The organism is Roseovarius sp. MS2, from assembly GCF_051447875.1.
Taxonomy (GTDB): domain Bacteria; phylum Pseudomonadota; class Alphaproteobacteria; order Rhodobacterales; family Rhodobacteraceae; genus Roseovarius; species Roseovarius mucosus_A.
On record NZ_JBKHVF010000001.1, the window covers coordinates 3,939,004 to 3,952,059 of the forward strand.

Annotated in this window: 14 protein-coding genes and 1 tRNA gene; 9 read left to right on the top strand and 6 right to left on the bottom strand. The window is 58.8% G+C overall.

The window, feature by feature from the left end:
- The first annotated feature begins 123 nt into the window (after positions 1-123).
- Together ACLGGT_RS19215 and ACLGGT_RS19220 are read left to right on the top strand one after the other, a co-directional pair.
- Positions 124-798, top strand: a complete 675-nt coding sequence (locus ACLGGT_RS19215) for a LuxR family transcriptional regulator (protein ID WP_008282295.1) — start codon at positions 124-126, stop codon at positions 796-798.
- A gap of 188 nt (positions 799-986) precedes the next feature.
- Complete coding sequence (locus ACLGGT_RS19220; protein ID WP_081506405.1) at positions 987-1,781, top strand: acyl-homoserine-lactone synthase; 795 nt, start codon at positions 987-989, stop codon at positions 1,779-1,781.
- A 128-nt stretch (positions 1,782-1,909) separates the two neighbouring features.
- On the opposite strand, the gene tig is transcribed toward ACLGGT_RS19220, so the two are convergent.
- Positions 1,910-3,241 carry a trigger factor gene (tig, locus tag ACLGGT_RS19225; protein ID WP_081506406.1) on the bottom strand — a complete coding sequence of 444 codons (1,332 nt, stop codon included), beginning with the start codon at positions 3,239-3,241 and terminating at the stop codon, positions 1,910-1,912.
- Between the two features lie 118 nt (positions 3,242-3,359).
- Positions 3,360-3,444: transfer RNA gene (locus ACLGGT_RS19230), tRNA-Leu, on the bottom strand.
- Positions 3,445-3,618: 174 nt separating this feature from the next.
- Between ACLGGT_RS19230 and ACLGGT_RS19235 the strand changes: the two genes are divergently transcribed.
- Positions 3,619-4,116 (top strand): Hint domain-containing protein, encoded by a 498-nt coding sequence (locus ACLGGT_RS19235; protein ID WP_437197273.1) that lies wholly within the window; start codon positions 3,619-3,621, stop codon positions 4,114-4,116.
- Here ACLGGT_RS19235 and ACLGGT_RS19240 read toward each other — a convergent pair.
- The gene (locus ACLGGT_RS19240) at positions 4,053-5,633 is read right to left on the bottom strand and encodes an NAD(P)H-hydrate dehydratase (protein WP_437197274.1); all 1,581 of its coding nucleotides are present in this window, start codon (positions 5,631-5,633) and stop codon (positions 4,053-4,055) included. The two genes, ACLGGT_RS19235 and ACLGGT_RS19240, sit on opposite strands and share 64 nt — an antisense overlap.
- A gap of 172 nt (positions 5,634-5,805) precedes the next feature.
- Between ACLGGT_RS19240 and ACLGGT_RS19245 the strand changes: the two genes are divergently transcribed.
- From ACLGGT_RS19245 to ACLGGT_RS19265, 5 genes are all read left to right on the top strand, one after another.
- On the top strand, positions 5,806-6,144 hold the full coding sequence (locus ACLGGT_RS19245; RefSeq protein WP_008282302.1) for a P-II family nitrogen regulator: 339 nt from the start codon (positions 5,806-5,808) through the stop codon (positions 6,142-6,144).
- Positions 6,145-6,174: 30 nt separating this feature from the next.
- Positions 6,175-7,581: a type I glutamate--ammonia ligase gene (gene glnA, locus ACLGGT_RS19250; RefSeq protein ID WP_008282304.1), complete on the top strand. Its 1,407-nt coding sequence runs from the start codon at positions 6,175-6,177 to the stop codon at positions 7,579-7,581.
- Between the two features lie 195 nt (positions 7,582-7,776).
- Positions 7,777-8,649 carry a hypothetical protein gene (locus ACLGGT_RS19255; protein WP_437197275.1) on the top strand — a complete coding sequence of 291 codons (873 nt, stop codon included), beginning with the start codon at positions 7,777-7,779 and terminating at the stop codon, positions 8,647-8,649.
- Positions 8,650-8,755: 106 nt separating this feature from the next.
- Positions 8,756-9,559: a lytic murein transglycosylase gene (locus ACLGGT_RS19260; RefSeq protein ID WP_037298573.1), complete on the top strand. Its 804-nt coding sequence runs from the start codon at positions 8,756-8,758 to the stop codon at positions 9,557-9,559.
- Positions 9,560-9,642: 83 nt separating this feature from the next.
- Positions 9,643-10,335 carry a hypothetical protein gene (locus ACLGGT_RS19265; RefSeq protein ID WP_081506411.1) on the top strand — a complete coding sequence of 231 codons (693 nt, stop codon included), beginning with the start codon at positions 9,643-9,645 and terminating at the stop codon, positions 10,333-10,335.
- A gap of 21 nt (positions 10,336-10,356) precedes the next feature.
- On the opposite strand, the gene ACLGGT_RS19270 is transcribed toward ACLGGT_RS19265, so the two are convergent.
- Both ACLGGT_RS19270 and ACLGGT_RS19275 read right to left on the bottom strand, forming a co-directional pair.
- Complete coding sequence (locus tag ACLGGT_RS19270) at positions 10,357-11,091, bottom strand: heme-dependent oxidative N-demethylase family protein (RefSeq protein ID WP_437197276.1); 735 nt, start codon at positions 11,089-11,091, stop codon at positions 10,357-10,359.
- A 9-nt stretch (positions 11,092-11,100) separates the two neighbouring features.
- Entirely contained in the window at positions 11,101-11,541 is a 441-nt protein-coding gene (locus ACLGGT_RS19275; protein ID WP_437197277.1) for a DUF6314 family protein, read from the bottom strand.
- Positions 11,542-11,660: 119 nt separating this feature from the next.
- Between ACLGGT_RS19275 and ACLGGT_RS19280 the strand changes: the two genes are divergently transcribed.
- Positions 11,661-11,930, top strand: a complete 270-nt coding sequence (locus ACLGGT_RS19280) for a hypothetical protein (RefSeq protein WP_437197278.1) — start codon at positions 11,661-11,663, stop codon at positions 11,928-11,930.
- A 7-nt stretch (positions 11,931-11,937) separates the two neighbouring features.
- Here ACLGGT_RS19280 and ACLGGT_RS19285 read toward each other — a convergent pair whose 3' ends face one another.
- Entirely contained in the window at positions 11,938-12,957 is a 1,020-nt protein-coding gene (locus ACLGGT_RS19285) for a glycosyltransferase family 10 domain-containing protein (RefSeq protein ID WP_437197279.1), read from the bottom strand.
- Positions 12,958-13,056: the final 99 nt, after the last annotated feature.

Sequence of the window (13,056 nt, forward strand, 5' to 3'; positions counted from 1 at the left end):
GTTGAAAAAATGTCCCTTGGGAAAAGCCATGAAAGTGCTTGCCCCAAGTGTAGAACGGGCATGTTGTTCATCTCCATTCCCCTACCGAACAGTCCGCCCAACCTGACGAAGAGGGCACCGTAAATGATCCAGGTCGACCCCTTCAGGCAGTTTCTTGACGATCTGCGCAACAGGTTCGAGCTTGATCATGTGGCCTATGCCGGAATGAATCCGATCAGTGGGCAATCACATGGGCATATGACCTATGGCGCGGATTGGACCTCTCACTATCTCCAGCACAAGTACTACGAGATTGACCCCACCCTGCTCAAGGCGCGCCACAGTATCGCGCCGGTTGACTGGAACAGGCTGGAACGGGGGGCCGAGTTTCAAACCATTTTTCAGGCGGCTCGTGATTTCGGGATATCGGATAGAGGGCTAACGATTCCCATTCATGGCCCCTATGGTGATGTCGGCGGCCTCAGCATCAATCGCGATTGTTCTGAACGCGAATGGCAACTGTTGATCTCGGGGATCATCGGTAACCTTCAGGCAGCGGCTGTGCATATGCATGACATGGTGATTCAGTCCGATCCCCTAACCCGGATGCTGAACACCCCTTCTCTCTCGACCCGCGAGATTGAAATCCTGCAATGGACAGCAGCGGGCAAATCCCAACAGGACATCGGCGATATCCTGTCGATCTCGCACCGCACAGTCGAAGTGCACCTGCGGTCTGCGCGCCAAAAGCTCAATGCGCTGACAACTCCGCAGGCAATTGGGCGTGCGATCAACCTCGGTTTGATCTATCCGCGTTGAACGCGGTCCCGCCTTTCATCAAAGGCGTAGCATTACCTTCATTTCCAAACATTTTTTCACACTTTGGTGCGTGTTCGTGCGCACCGCTACGGGATTTCCCCAATGGTATACTTCGTGGAATTTACTAACCTCAAGATTGCCGAATACACCACTCACACGGGACACGCCACTTTTGGGGAGACGCAACGATGATTTTGGTAATTGATGCCATCAATAAGGACAGGTTCAGCCATGTGCTGGATGAGATGTTCAAACTGCGCGCACGAGTCTTTGGGGATCGACTCGGTTGGCAGGTTGAAGTGAAGGATGGTCGCGAGCGCGATCTGTTCGATGACCTGAACCCGGCCTACGCCGTGGGTCTCGACGATGAAGGAAATGTCGTATCCTGCGTGCGCGCGCTGCAGACCACTGGTCCGCACATGCTGGCCGATGTCTTTGCCGATATCCTTGATGGCGAGCCGCCATTGCGCAGCGCAACCCTTTGGGAATCCACTCGCTTCTGCGTCGACACACGTCGCCTCGGACGCGGACGTGATCGCAACTCGGTCTCTTACGCGACCTGCGAACTGATGATCGCCTCACTCGAAGCGGCAAAACGTGCGGGTGTTTCGGACATTGTGACCGTGATTGATCCGGTGATGGACCGGGTCCTGAAACGCTCAGGCAACGCGCCCTATGACTATGTCGGCAAGACTGCCGATATGGGTAAAGTGCCCGCCCTCGCGGCATTGCTGGATTGCACGGACGAGCGAATCGACCGCATCCGCGCCTTTGGCGGAGTTGAGGGAGACGTTTTTATCAGCGATGACGCGGCGCTCGCACTGCCAGCGATTGCAGGCCACGTCACACCGAAAACACCACTCGAGCAATATTGCGATGAGCAAATTGCCTCGGCAACCTCGGAAAAAGAGCGGATTGCCGCTCTGCGGCTCAAGGCCGCTCTTGAGGACAAGATTCGTTCGCGCATGGATCAACGTGCCTGACCCCCAGGGGCGCGCGATCCTGACTGACGACCGGCACTGTCGTCTACGTCACTTGCGCTAGAACGAAGAGGGCCGCCCCACTTCTCCCCGGGGCGGCCCTTCATTTTTTTCTAGAACGTGTCTGGCGATTACTCGTCGTTCATCGCTTCGATGGCTTTCTCAAGCTCTTCTTTGGACAGCTCTTTATCCGTCACCTCAGCCAGTTCGACCACATAGTCGATGACCTTGTCTTCGAAGATGGGCGCGCGCAGCTGCTGACGCATTTGCGGGTTCTTCTGCACGAATTCAAAGAACTCCCGCTCGTGGCCCGGATATTGGCGCGCCTGGTTCATAACCGCTTGCGTCATTTCCGCATCCGAGACCTGCACTTCAGCCTTCTGCCCCAACTCTGCGAGCAAGAGACCAAGACGGACACGCCGCTCTGCAAGCTTGGTATGCTCTTCGGTCACGTCGATCTCGGGGTGATCATGGCCCTGCACGTCAGGGTTTTCCTCATGCCAAAGCTGATGCGCGATCTGCTTGGCTTCGGCGTCCACCATGCTTGGCGGCAAGTCAAAGCTGACCTTCTCGTCCAACTGATCCAGAACATGACGCTTGAGGATCGCACGTGCTGCCCCAGCATATTCCATCTCAAGACGCTCGGAGATCTGAGTTTTGAGCGCGGCCAAGTCTTCGGCACCGTATTTTTGCGCCAACTCGTCGTTGATCTCAGCGGCGACAGGCTCTTTCACTGCTTTGACAGTGCAATCGAACACGGCCTCTTTACCCGCCAAATGCGCGGCCTGATAGGCCTCGGGGAAGGTCACGGTCACAGCCTTGACCTCTTCAACCTTGACGCCCACCAGCTGCTCTTCAAAGCCGGGGATAAAGCTGCCCGAGCCAATGACCAGCGGATAATCTTCGGCGCTGCCGCCGTCAAAGGCTTCGCCATCGACCTTGCCAACAAAGTCGATCACGACCTGATCGCCGTCTTTGGATTTGGAGCCTTTTTTGCGATCCTTGAAATCCTGCGCATTCTCCGCAAGGTTCTTGAGCGCCTCATCAACGGCGGCATCATCGGCTTTGGCGACCAGACGCTCCAGCTTCAGTGACTTGAGGTCGACATCGGGAATCGCGGGCAGAGCCTCGTAGCTCAGGACGATTTCAACATCGTCGCCCTCTTTCCAGTCTTGATTGGCCATTTTGACATCAGGTTCGAACGCCGGGCGCTCGCCCTTGGCTTCGAAATGCGCCTTCATCGCGTCATCGACGCTTTCTTGCATAGCTTCGCCCAGCACGCGCTGGCCAAACTGCTTTTTCAAGAGCGGCAGCGGCACCTTGCCCTTGCGGAACCCCTTGATCTCGATATCCGGCTGGGCCTCCTTGAGCTTGGCGTTTACCTTCTCGTCCAGATCCTTGGCTGACAAGATCATCTTGTAGCCGCGCTTCAGCCCTTCGTTCAGGGTCTCGGTGACCTGCATTTTCGTCCTCTCATATGCATCGGGCCGCGGAGGCGTCCGCGGCGGTCAAAATCACGCGTGTTCTATTGAGGCCCCCGCCAACGTGCAAGGGGAATCCGGCCTGATTTCGCCGGTCTGTTGGTGCGGGTGGAGGGACTTGAACCCCCACGCCTTGCGGCGCCAGAACCTAAATCTGGTGCGTCTACCAATTTCGCCACACCCGCATCCGTCGCGCGCCCTTTCAGGCCGCTGGCGCGGTGTCTAGCAAAGCGTCTCGCCGGATGCGAGAGGAAAATTCAGCTTGGCTTGACAGGATCATGACGAAAAAAAGCAGGACATAAACCCAATCTTGCCATATTCTGGATGTAATCTGAGGCAGAAAACAAGCGAGACACGCCATGAAACCGAAAACGGTCGGGCGGTCAGATGGCGGATTGGCCGTCTTTCCACCTGTGGACACATGCGGCCTGTTGGCCGACAGCATCATTCTCACCCTCGACGGCGAGCGGCGCGTTACCGATTTGAATGTCGGGGATCGTGTGATCACCCGCGATAGCGGCACGGCGGTCTTGCGTGGCATTGCTCGGCACAGGCTGCGCACGGCGGCGGTGCGGATCATGGCGGGCACGCTCGGGCATACCCGGCCCGAACGGGATGTGACCCTGCCTGCTGGCCAGCTTTTGCTTGTGCGCGACTGGCGCGCCAAGGCGCTCTTTGGCGACACTCAGGCGCTCGTGCCCGCGACACGGCTGGTGGATGGCGAGTTTGTGACGCTTGAGGCGGCGCAGGAAATGACGCTCTTCAGCCTCGATTTCGCAGCCCCTCACATCCTTTATGTCGACGGGTTGGAATTGGCCAGCAACGCCGACATGCGGCTTGACGCCCGCGCGGCCTGATCCGGCAACGCGCGCAGCACTTTGGGCAGGACCTCGGGTAGGTCCTCGGCAATCAGGCCGGGGCCAAAGCAGCGCGCACATTCGCCATGTAGCCACGCCGCTGTTTCGGCGGCCTGCATCGGGGGAAACCCACGGGCCAGCAACCCGGCGATAAACCCCGCCAGCACATCGCCCGCGCCGGCCGTGGCCAGCCATGGCGCTGCACGCCCATAGGCCGCCGCATGAATGGCGCAGGCGCCGTCTGGCGCAGCAATCACGGTATCGGCCCCTTTCAAAAGGACGACACAGCCCGCCCGCTTGGCGGCCTCTCGGGTGGCCTCAACCTTGGAATAGGCAGGGCCTTGCGTGGCAGGCGCGGCCAAACGCGCGGCAATATCGGGAAAGAGCCGCGCGAATTCGCCACCATGCGGCGTCAAAACACAGCCCTCGTGCAGCAAGCCAAAGAGAGTCTCAGGGGCATCGGCAAAAGCGGTCAGCGCATCGGCATCAAGAACCACGCGCGGGGCGCTTTCATGGCGCAGCACCACCGGCACCAAGTCGCGCGCCCGCGCTGTGCCCATTCCTGGCCCCGAGCAGAGCGCAGTGATGCGCTTGTCCGTCAGCGCGGCGTGCAAAGTTTGGCCATCTTCAATCCGGCGCAACATCAGCGCGGTGATTTGGGCAGCCACTTCCATCTGTGCCGAGGGAGGCACGCCAAGGGTCACCACCCCTGCCCCAATGCGAAGCGCCGCGCGCGCAGCCAACCGCGCCGCGCCGGTCGTGCCCGCACCACCCGTCAGGATCAGCGCATGACCATGGCCAAATTTATGTGCTGTTTCTGCCTTGGTAAGGCTTTGCGCGTCCGGGGGCGCGACCAGCCTGACCGCGCCCTCGGCCTGCGCCGCAAGACCAATGTCTGCCACCATGACCCGACCACAGACCGCAGGCCCATCCGCCAGCACATGGCCCAGCTTGGGCGCGTGAAACGTAACCGTAAGCGCCGCCCGGACCGCGTTTGAAACCGTGCCCAACACCCGCCCACTGTCGCTGCACAGCCCAGAGGGCAGATCCACGGCCACAACATGTGCAGCCACTTGGTTCAAGCCTTGCTGCGCCACGCCCTCTAGCGGTCGTCGCAGACCGGTGCCGAACAGCGCATCGACCATCAACGCGACCTTGAGCCCCTCGACAGAGGCCTGCGCAAGATCATGCACAGATCCCATGGCGCACCACCGATCATGGTTGATCCGCGCATCCGGTGGCAGCCGCTCCGGATCACCATAAAGGTAGACACCCACCTCCCAGCCCCACGCCTTCAAAAGCCGCGCGATGACAAAACCGTCGCCGCCATTGTTGCCCGGTCCGCACAGAACCGCCGCAGTTTGTGGCGTTTGCGCAAGTTCCGGCCATTCAGCGAACACCGCGTCGACCACGGCACGTCCCGCGCGCTCCATTAGATCAAGCCCAGTTACTCCGCCCGACTCGATGGCCACCTGTTCCCGTGCGCGCATTTCAGTGGCTGTCAGAATTTCTAGCATACCGGGCCCCTCTGCGTTTTATTTTCGATGCTTTTTTCGGCATTTTGCATAAAAGTTAGGCAATTACTTCTTTGAACCCGTCCGGGGCGCTGCAAAATCCAGCTTAACCGATTGAGCCTCCTGCTGAGAAGTGGTCTGCACGTTCCGAACGTAACCGCGAGAGGCCGAGCCGATGAAAAAGATCGAAGCGATTATCAAACCCTTCAAACTCGACGAGGTGAAAGAGGCGCTTCAGGAAGCTGGCATTCAGGGCCTCTCAGTGATCGAGGTCAAGGGCTTTGGTCGTCAAAAGGGCCATACCGAACTGTATCGTGGTGCCGAATACGTGGTCGATTTTCTTCCCAAGGTGAAAATTGACGTCGTGCTCGATGACGATCAGGTGGACGCGGCCATTGCAGCGATCATCGACGCGGCCAAAACCGACAAGATTGGCGACGGCAAGATTTTCGTCAGCCCCGTCGAGCAAGCCATTCGCATCCGCACCGGTGAGTCCGGTTCGGACGCGCTCTGAAATCTACCCTAACAAGAAAAGGACAAGAGAATGAGCAAAGACGCAGTTCTCAAGCTGATCAAGGATGAGGATGTTGACTACGTCGATATCCGGTTCACCGACGTGCGCGGTAAACTTCAGCATGTGACCGTGGTCGCGGACCTGGTCGATGAGGATTTCCTCGAAGAAGGCTTTATGTTCGACGGATCGTCGATCTCTGGCTGGAAGTCGATCGAGGCTTCCGACATGAAGCTGATGCCCGACACCGAGAGTGCATATGTCGATCCGTTCTACGCGGAAAAGACACTTTGCATCCATTGCTCGGTTGTTGAACCCGACACCGGCGAATCCTACGATCGCGATCCGCGCGGCACGGCAGAAAAAGCCGAGGCATATCTCAAGTCGTCCGGTATCGGCGATGTGGCCTATTTTGGCCCCGAAGCTGAATTCTTCATCTTTGACGACGTGCGCTTCTCGAACACCATCAACAAAGTCTCGTATCAGGTAGACGCTGTTGACGCGTCTTGGAACAGTGACACCGAATACGAGATGGGCAACACCGGCCATCGTCCGGGCCTCAAGGGCGGGTATTTCCCGGTAAACCCGATCGACGACGCCCAAGACCTGCGCGCCGAAATGCTCTCGACCATGAAGCGGATTGGCATGAAGGTGGATAAGCACCACCATGAAGTCGCAAGCTGCCAGCACGAACTGGGTCTGATTTTCGGCACGCTGACCAAGCAGGCCGACGAGATTCAGAAATACAAATACATCATTCACAACGTGGCGCATGCCTATGGCAAATCCGCCACCTTCATGCCCAAGCCGATCTATGGCGACAACGGGTCGGGCATGCATGTGAACATGTCGATCTGGAAAGACGGCAAGCCGCTTTTTGCCGGTGACAAATATGCCGACCTCAGCCAAGAGGCGCTGTATTTCATCGGTGGCATTCTCAAGCATGCCAAGACGCTGAACGCCTTCACCAACCCCGGCACCAACAGCTACAAGCGGTTGATCCCCGGTTTCGAGGCCCCCGTTCTGCGCGCCTATTCGGCCCGCAACCGTTCGGGTTGCGTCCGTATTCCGTGGACCGAAAGCCCCAAGGCCAAGCGTGTAGAGGCCCGTTTCCCCGATCCGAGCGCAAACCCCTATCTGGCGTTTTCCGCTCTGCTCATGGCTGGCCTCGACGGTATCAAATCCAAGATTGATCCCGGCGAAGCCATGGACAAGAACCTTTATGACCTGCCCGCCGAAGAGCTGAAAGACATCCCGACCGTCTGTGGTTCTCTGCGCGAAGCATTGGATTGTCTGGCCGCTGATCACGATTTCCTGCTGGCAGGCGACGTGTTCACCAAAGACCAGATCGAGGCCTACATCGCGCTCAAGATGGACGAAGTCCACAAATACGAGCACACACCGCACCCTGTCGAATTCGGCATGTATTACAGCTGCTGATTGCACAGCTTGTGATTGTAAATTCTGGGCATCCCATTCGGGGTGCCCTTTTTTTATGCCCTTCACCGTTGCGTGTTTGGCATCAATCTCAGCATTTTTGACGAATTGCCCAAATTAATCCTCATTTGAAACAAATCGGCTCCACCTTCGGTTGTCATAGATAGATCACTCACAACGCAGATAATGGAACCTCCCATGGCCAATTCCACTCATAGGGTAACGGCAGGGCTAGTATTTCTCGGTACGAGAAACTTCGACATCGTCAGGATCGGCAACCGGATCAGCATGGTCCTTGACTGGCTAGATGAGCAGACAACAGGCTTGCGTATTCTTTCTGATTGCGAGGCAAACCTGACTTCTGATCATTTTGTTCTGCGGATTGAAATCCAGCAAGACCACAAGCTTAGCGCTTTGTCTCAGCCCGCTGAGCACTTTCTCGCGCTGAGCCTCTTGCAAACCGATCCAGAGGCACCGCCCCAAACCCAATTGGCGCTGTCGGTCATGGCACATGTTCTGCGGGCGCTCCACAGCACGCTCGCCCCGGACTTTGTGCAATGGATTCACCCGCTGGCCCTGCTCAGTCATGCCGAGTTTCTCGAGGCTGTCACCTTTCAGGACGAGTATGAGCCAGCAGCACCACAAGCTGAAATCGTGCCGCACCCCAAAGCCGCAGCAGCGCGTTGTCGCTTGCCAGACATCGAACTTACGCATCAAGCGCTGCATGCACGCTATGTCTCAGAGAGCGACGCCGCTCCGGAGGATCATGTAACTGGCGCGTTGCGTGCGGTTTTTCGCGATAGTCTTGAAACAACGCCCGCCGCCACAATACAAACTGACAGCATCCGCGAGAGCACAGCCCCCCTACGCCTGAGCGTCTGGATATTGACGATCACGCTGGGGCTCTTTGCTCTTCCGGTTGCTGCCGCGCTCGCCATTGTCAACCTCATGCGCGGCGAGAACTTGCGTCTCGCCTCTCAGACGGCGGCGATGACCGGCTTGTTCCTCACCCTGCAGGTCAATGGCGCGACAGCCCAAGCTCTGCAGGCCATGCAGGACCTATTGGGATGACCTCGACCGGAAAATTCCCCGCAGAGGCGCACTTGTGGCGCGCGCGTGGCGCGTTACACTTCAATCGAAAGCTATTTCACGGGAGATTGTAATGTTCACGACCATGATGCGCCCCCTTCAGCCACTCACCATGGCTCTTGGTTTCAGCCTGCTGGCCACGAGCGCCCTCGCCGCGCCCTGTGGCAACAGTGCGGACGGCTTCTCAAATTGGAAGGCCGCCTTTGCCAAGGAGGCTGCCGCCGAGGGCGTTGGCCCAAGAGGGCTCGAGGCCTTGGCCGGGGCGCAATATGCCAGCAGCACCATTGCGGCGGACCGCAACCAAAAAAGCTTCAAGTACAGTCTTGAGAAATTCATGCAGGTTCGCGGGGCTCCCACCATTGTGGCCCAAGGTCGCAAGCGGCGCGCACAGGATGCCGCCTTTTACGACGCGTTAGAGCGTCAATATGGCGTCCCAGCCGGGGTGCTCCTTGCTATTCACGGCATGGAAACCGGCTTTGGTGGGTTCATGGGGGATAGTGCCGTTGTTTCGGCCATCGTCACACTGACCTATGATTGCCGCCGCTCTGATTTCTTTCGGCCCCATGCCGTTGGCGCGCTGAAGTTGGTGGATCGTGGCGCAATCACCGCCCAGACCAAGGGGGCAAAACACGGCGAGTTGGGGCATACCCAGTTCTTGCCGGGCAATGCCCTAAACTACGGGGTTGATGCCAATGGCGACGGGCGGGTGGATTTCTACAATCTGACTGACGCGCTTGCGTCAACCGCGAACTTCCTGCGCCAAAAGGGCTGGCAACCCGGACAGGGCTATCAGGAAGGCCAACCGAATTTCGCCGTGATCCAGCAATGGAACGCCGCCGGGGTCTATCAAAAAGCGATTGCCCTGATGGCCGCGCAAATCGACGGGGGCTGACGCACAATCGTCCGCCCTCTCCTACAGTAAACGTGCCAAGTATGTCCGGTTTCATCTGAACCCTCTCAAGAACGGGGCATGAAATGAGCAGACAGAATTACGGTCAGATCGCCGCGCTGGAGTTTTTCGATCCTCCAGAAATGGACTTTCCCGACATTGTCGAGGAGTTTGACATCGCGTCTCAGCGTCTTGCGCCGCAGTTGCGCCGCCTGACATGGGATGGCGAAGATATCGCGCTGATTGATCGGGACGCAGTGCGCATAGCACTTGGCTGGCTTCCAGCCCAAGGCTTTGACCAGCCCAGTTATCTGGTGCTGGCCGTGGGGCCGCGCAACGCCAAGCGCAACATCACGCTTGATCCAGAAGCCTATGAGATGCTCACCCGGCGTCTTGTCGAACGGGTGCGCGGCTATCTGCCGTTTGACGCGGTCCTGCACGGTGCCGCGAACCGCCCCATCAGCAGCGCGCTGCTCGACATGACATTCGAGCTGCTGTCCGGTTGCGCCAATGAGGCCACGCAGCATCGCCGCCCAACCCCGGCCCCGCGACAATCCAAACCCCGCCGTCAAGAGCATAGAGGCCAGAGCAGCGCGCGGCCCAAACATCCCATCCCCGAGGATGCGGTGGACGCACGATTGGCGGTGCCAGAGGCCTCTTTGCCAATGCGGCTGACGATTGTCACCTTTGGCCTTACGCTCTTTTTGCATGTGCCGCCGCTTGGCGCAGCACTTTTGGCCTATACCACCCTACGGGAGGCACAGCCGCTCTTGAGCTGATCTGGCATCCCAAAGACCGGCTCAGCAGCCGTCCTTGCGCGCCAAAACGTAGGTATGGATCGAAAACACGCAGGCCCGCGTTTGTGGCAGGCGCAAGACGCATTGGCGTTCACTGCGCAAATAGGGATACGCAGCCTCTGCGCTCGGTTGCACCCTCGATCGGGGCTGATGCAACGTTGGATCAGCATAGCGCAAGGCATTGAACCGCCAAAGCGGCCGCCCCTCCTGCACCCCATCAAAGAGCCGCTGCACCCGGCGCGCAAGAGCCTCATCATAGGTCTTGACCGGCACGTGAATGGTCGTCAGGGGCCGACCAATCTTGTCCGCAAGGTGCCAGCTTGCCGGAAAGCACAGAACTGCGGCGGTCAAAACATGCTCGTCGCCCCGCCGCTCCATGAGGCAAAGGTCCTCTTGCACCAGATGCCCCAAAGTCCCCATGGGATCAGTGCGATCAATCGGCACAATGACACCATCGGGGCGCTGTACCTGATTTTCAGAAACACCATAGCCTTGGCCGTATTCCTGCAACCAATCCAGCACAAATTGCAAAAGCTCGTCCGCCGCAGGACCCGCCCCGTCTGTGACCGCCAGAACCTCGGCGCGCTGCTCGGACAAAAGACGGGCACGCTCTGCCATCTGACCGGCAAAGGCCTCATCGACCTGCAACCAGTCGGCCATCAAGAGCGGGGAAATACCCGGCAGGGCATGCGCGGCCTCGGGATCATAGGGCAATCGGGTCTGAAGAATCTCTGTCATACCGCAAACTTAGCCAAGCGCCCGCGCCGCCGCATCCGCAAAATCGTCTGAACGATGATAGCGCGTCTCCATCCGGTAATCCTTGCGCGGGCCGCGCACATGCCACGTGACCGTAAAGGCGGGCCAATCCGCAAAATCGTAATGCCCGTCATACTGATCCGGATCACACCAATGCGCGGTCGGCCCGCCCTGAGCCGGCACTGTGTGAAAAAACCGCCCATCCTCGAACCAGACGGACAGATCCACGGACCACAAATAGCGCCGCTCAGCCAGAAACCGTGCGCCTGTCTCCAGCACCATCTCGCCGGTCTCATGATAGGCCAAACCTTTGGGGTCCGGTTTCCAGACGGCGCGCCCGCTGAACCGAGCCGAAGCGCCATCCTCATGTTGAATGACCCGCTCGAGCGTCCAGACGCCTGTAAAATCATCAAGGGTTACGGTGTGTGTCATGGTCTATCCCCTGCGGCAGTCCGCGGCGATTCGCAAGCCGACTGGCCAAGGGGCCGCTCACGACAATGGACGCCACCATTCGAGCGGCATAAGATCGCGAGGTATCTGCAGGAGAGGCCATGAACACGACGCGGCATACCGACCCCAACCCGCAGGCAACACCGGGCGAGCAAATCCTGTTGGCACAGTTGCATCAGGTGCAACGCGCGCTGGAGCATGCCTATGCCGAACGCCAACAGCAAGAGGCAGAAACCGCCGCCTGTGCGCAGAGGGTCCAAACACTTGAGGCAGAATTGAACCAAGCGCAGGCGCATCTAAACGCTGTTCTGGCCTCGCGCAGTTGGCGCATTACAGCCCCCTTACGGCGCCTGCTCACGCGCGGAAAATGATGCCGGATCAGATCAACGCAGCAAGGTTGCGCATCAACGCCTGCGCCAAGCGCTCGTATTCGGCACAAAGCAGGGATGGCGTGTTGAACAGCGCCGCCATCCGCGCCTGCGCCTCGCAATAGGCGGACAAGGTCTGTGGATCGGCTGTAAACCCGGCTATCCGCTCTGCCGCCGCCTCTGGCGTCAGACCGTGGAGGTTGACAAATGCCCCCTGCGGCAGCAGGTCATGAACCCGGTGATCCGCCCCCGCGACATAGAGCGGCACAGCGCCAATCGCGAGGCTGTCGAACAGCTTTTCCGTGATATAGGACCGGTGATAGGTGTTCTCGACCGCCGAAAGCACGGCGCAGCGACCGCGCAGATCAAGGTATTTCTCAAGATGCCAATCCGGCAGGGTCTGCCTGCGCGGCAGCACATTCCACCCGGCCCCCATCCGCAACAGCCGCTCGCCGGTGCAGGCCAATGCCAGCCGTGTCCGCCAACGCCCCAGGCCGTAAAACCCGGCCTCAGGAAAGGCCGCATCAAAGCGCGGCTCGTCCCGGTATTCGGCGACAAAGGCCATATCCCATTTTGCTGCAGCGAACCGAGCCGTCCAATCCTCTTGTGACAGACGCGCGTTTTCCGCGAACCAACACCCATAGCGCGTAGGATAGGCGTAATCCGTCAAAAGGAAGTAGGGAATCCGCTCAAATTCATAGATATCGGATGTCACATGGTTGAGGAAAACATAGGGCAAAGGCCCCGCTTCAGTCTCAACGACCTGCGCAGGGGTGAGCGGATCTTTGGCCCAGACACAATCCCAAAGTGGTTCTTCTGACAAGAGCACAAGGCGCTGATGCGCCGCCAGTCGTGGCGCTAACGCCTCGGCATGGCGATCGAGGTCCTTGGTATGGGCAAGCAGAATGATATCCGCCGCATCAAACGTATCCGTGACGGTGATCGCGGGCGCGCAGGCCCGGCGAATGGGATCATAGGCCAAGGGCTGACGGTGCGCATAATCGCCAAAGGGATGCACCTTGATTGTCAATACCCGCCCTTTGGTTCCGGTAAACTGGCACCTAAGATACCCATCGAACCACAAAGGCGCAACGCCGATCCGGGCCTGTGCTGCATGTCAGGATCTGTG

Excerpts from the sequence above, each read along its gene's own strand:
- ACLGGT_RS19215 (WP_008282295.1), top strand. The coding sequence starts at position 124 with ATGATCCAGGTCGACCCCTTCAGGCAGTTTCTTGACGATCTGCGCAAC.
- ACLGGT_RS19220 (WP_081506405.1), top strand. The coding sequence starts at position 987 with ATGATTTTGGTAATTGATGCCATCAATAAGGACAGGTTCAGCCATGTG.
- tig (WP_081506406.1), bottom strand. The coding sequence starts at position 3,241 with ATGCAGGTCACCGAGACCCTGAACGAAGGGCTGAAGCGCGGCTACAAG.
- ACLGGT_RS19235 (WP_437197273.1), top strand. The coding sequence starts at position 3,619 with ATGAAACCGAAAACGGTCGGGCGGTCAGATGGCGGATTGGCCGTCTTT.
- ACLGGT_RS19240 (WP_437197274.1), bottom strand. The coding sequence starts at position 5,633 with ATGCTAGAAATTCTGACAGCCACTGAAATGCGCGCACGGGAACAGGTG.
- ACLGGT_RS19245 (WP_008282302.1), top strand. The coding sequence starts at position 5,806 with ATGAAAAAGATCGAAGCGATTATCAAACCCTTCAAACTCGACGAGGTG.
- glnA (WP_008282304.1), top strand. The coding sequence starts at position 6,175 with ATGAGCAAAGACGCAGTTCTCAAGCTGATCAAGGATGAGGATGTTGAC.
- ACLGGT_RS19255 (WP_437197275.1), top strand. The coding sequence starts at position 7,777 with ATGGCCAATTCCACTCATAGGGTAACGGCAGGGCTAGTATTTCTCGGT.
- ACLGGT_RS19260 (WP_037298573.1), top strand. The coding sequence starts at position 8,756 with ATGCGCCCCCTTCAGCCACTCACCATGGCTCTTGGTTTCAGCCTGCTG.
- ACLGGT_RS19265 (WP_081506411.1), top strand. The coding sequence starts at position 9,643 with ATGAGCAGACAGAATTACGGTCAGATCGCCGCGCTGGAGTTTTTCGAT.
- ACLGGT_RS19270 (WP_437197276.1), bottom strand. The coding sequence starts at position 11,091 with ATGACAGAGATTCTTCAGACCCGATTGCCCTATGATCCCGAGGCCGCG.
- ACLGGT_RS19275 (WP_437197277.1), bottom strand. The coding sequence starts at position 11,541 with ATGACACACACCGTAACCCTTGATGATTTTACAGGCGTCTGGACGCTC.
- ACLGGT_RS19280 (WP_437197278.1), top strand. The coding sequence starts at position 11,661 with ATGAACACGACGCGGCATACCGACCCCAACCCGCAGGCAACACCGGGC.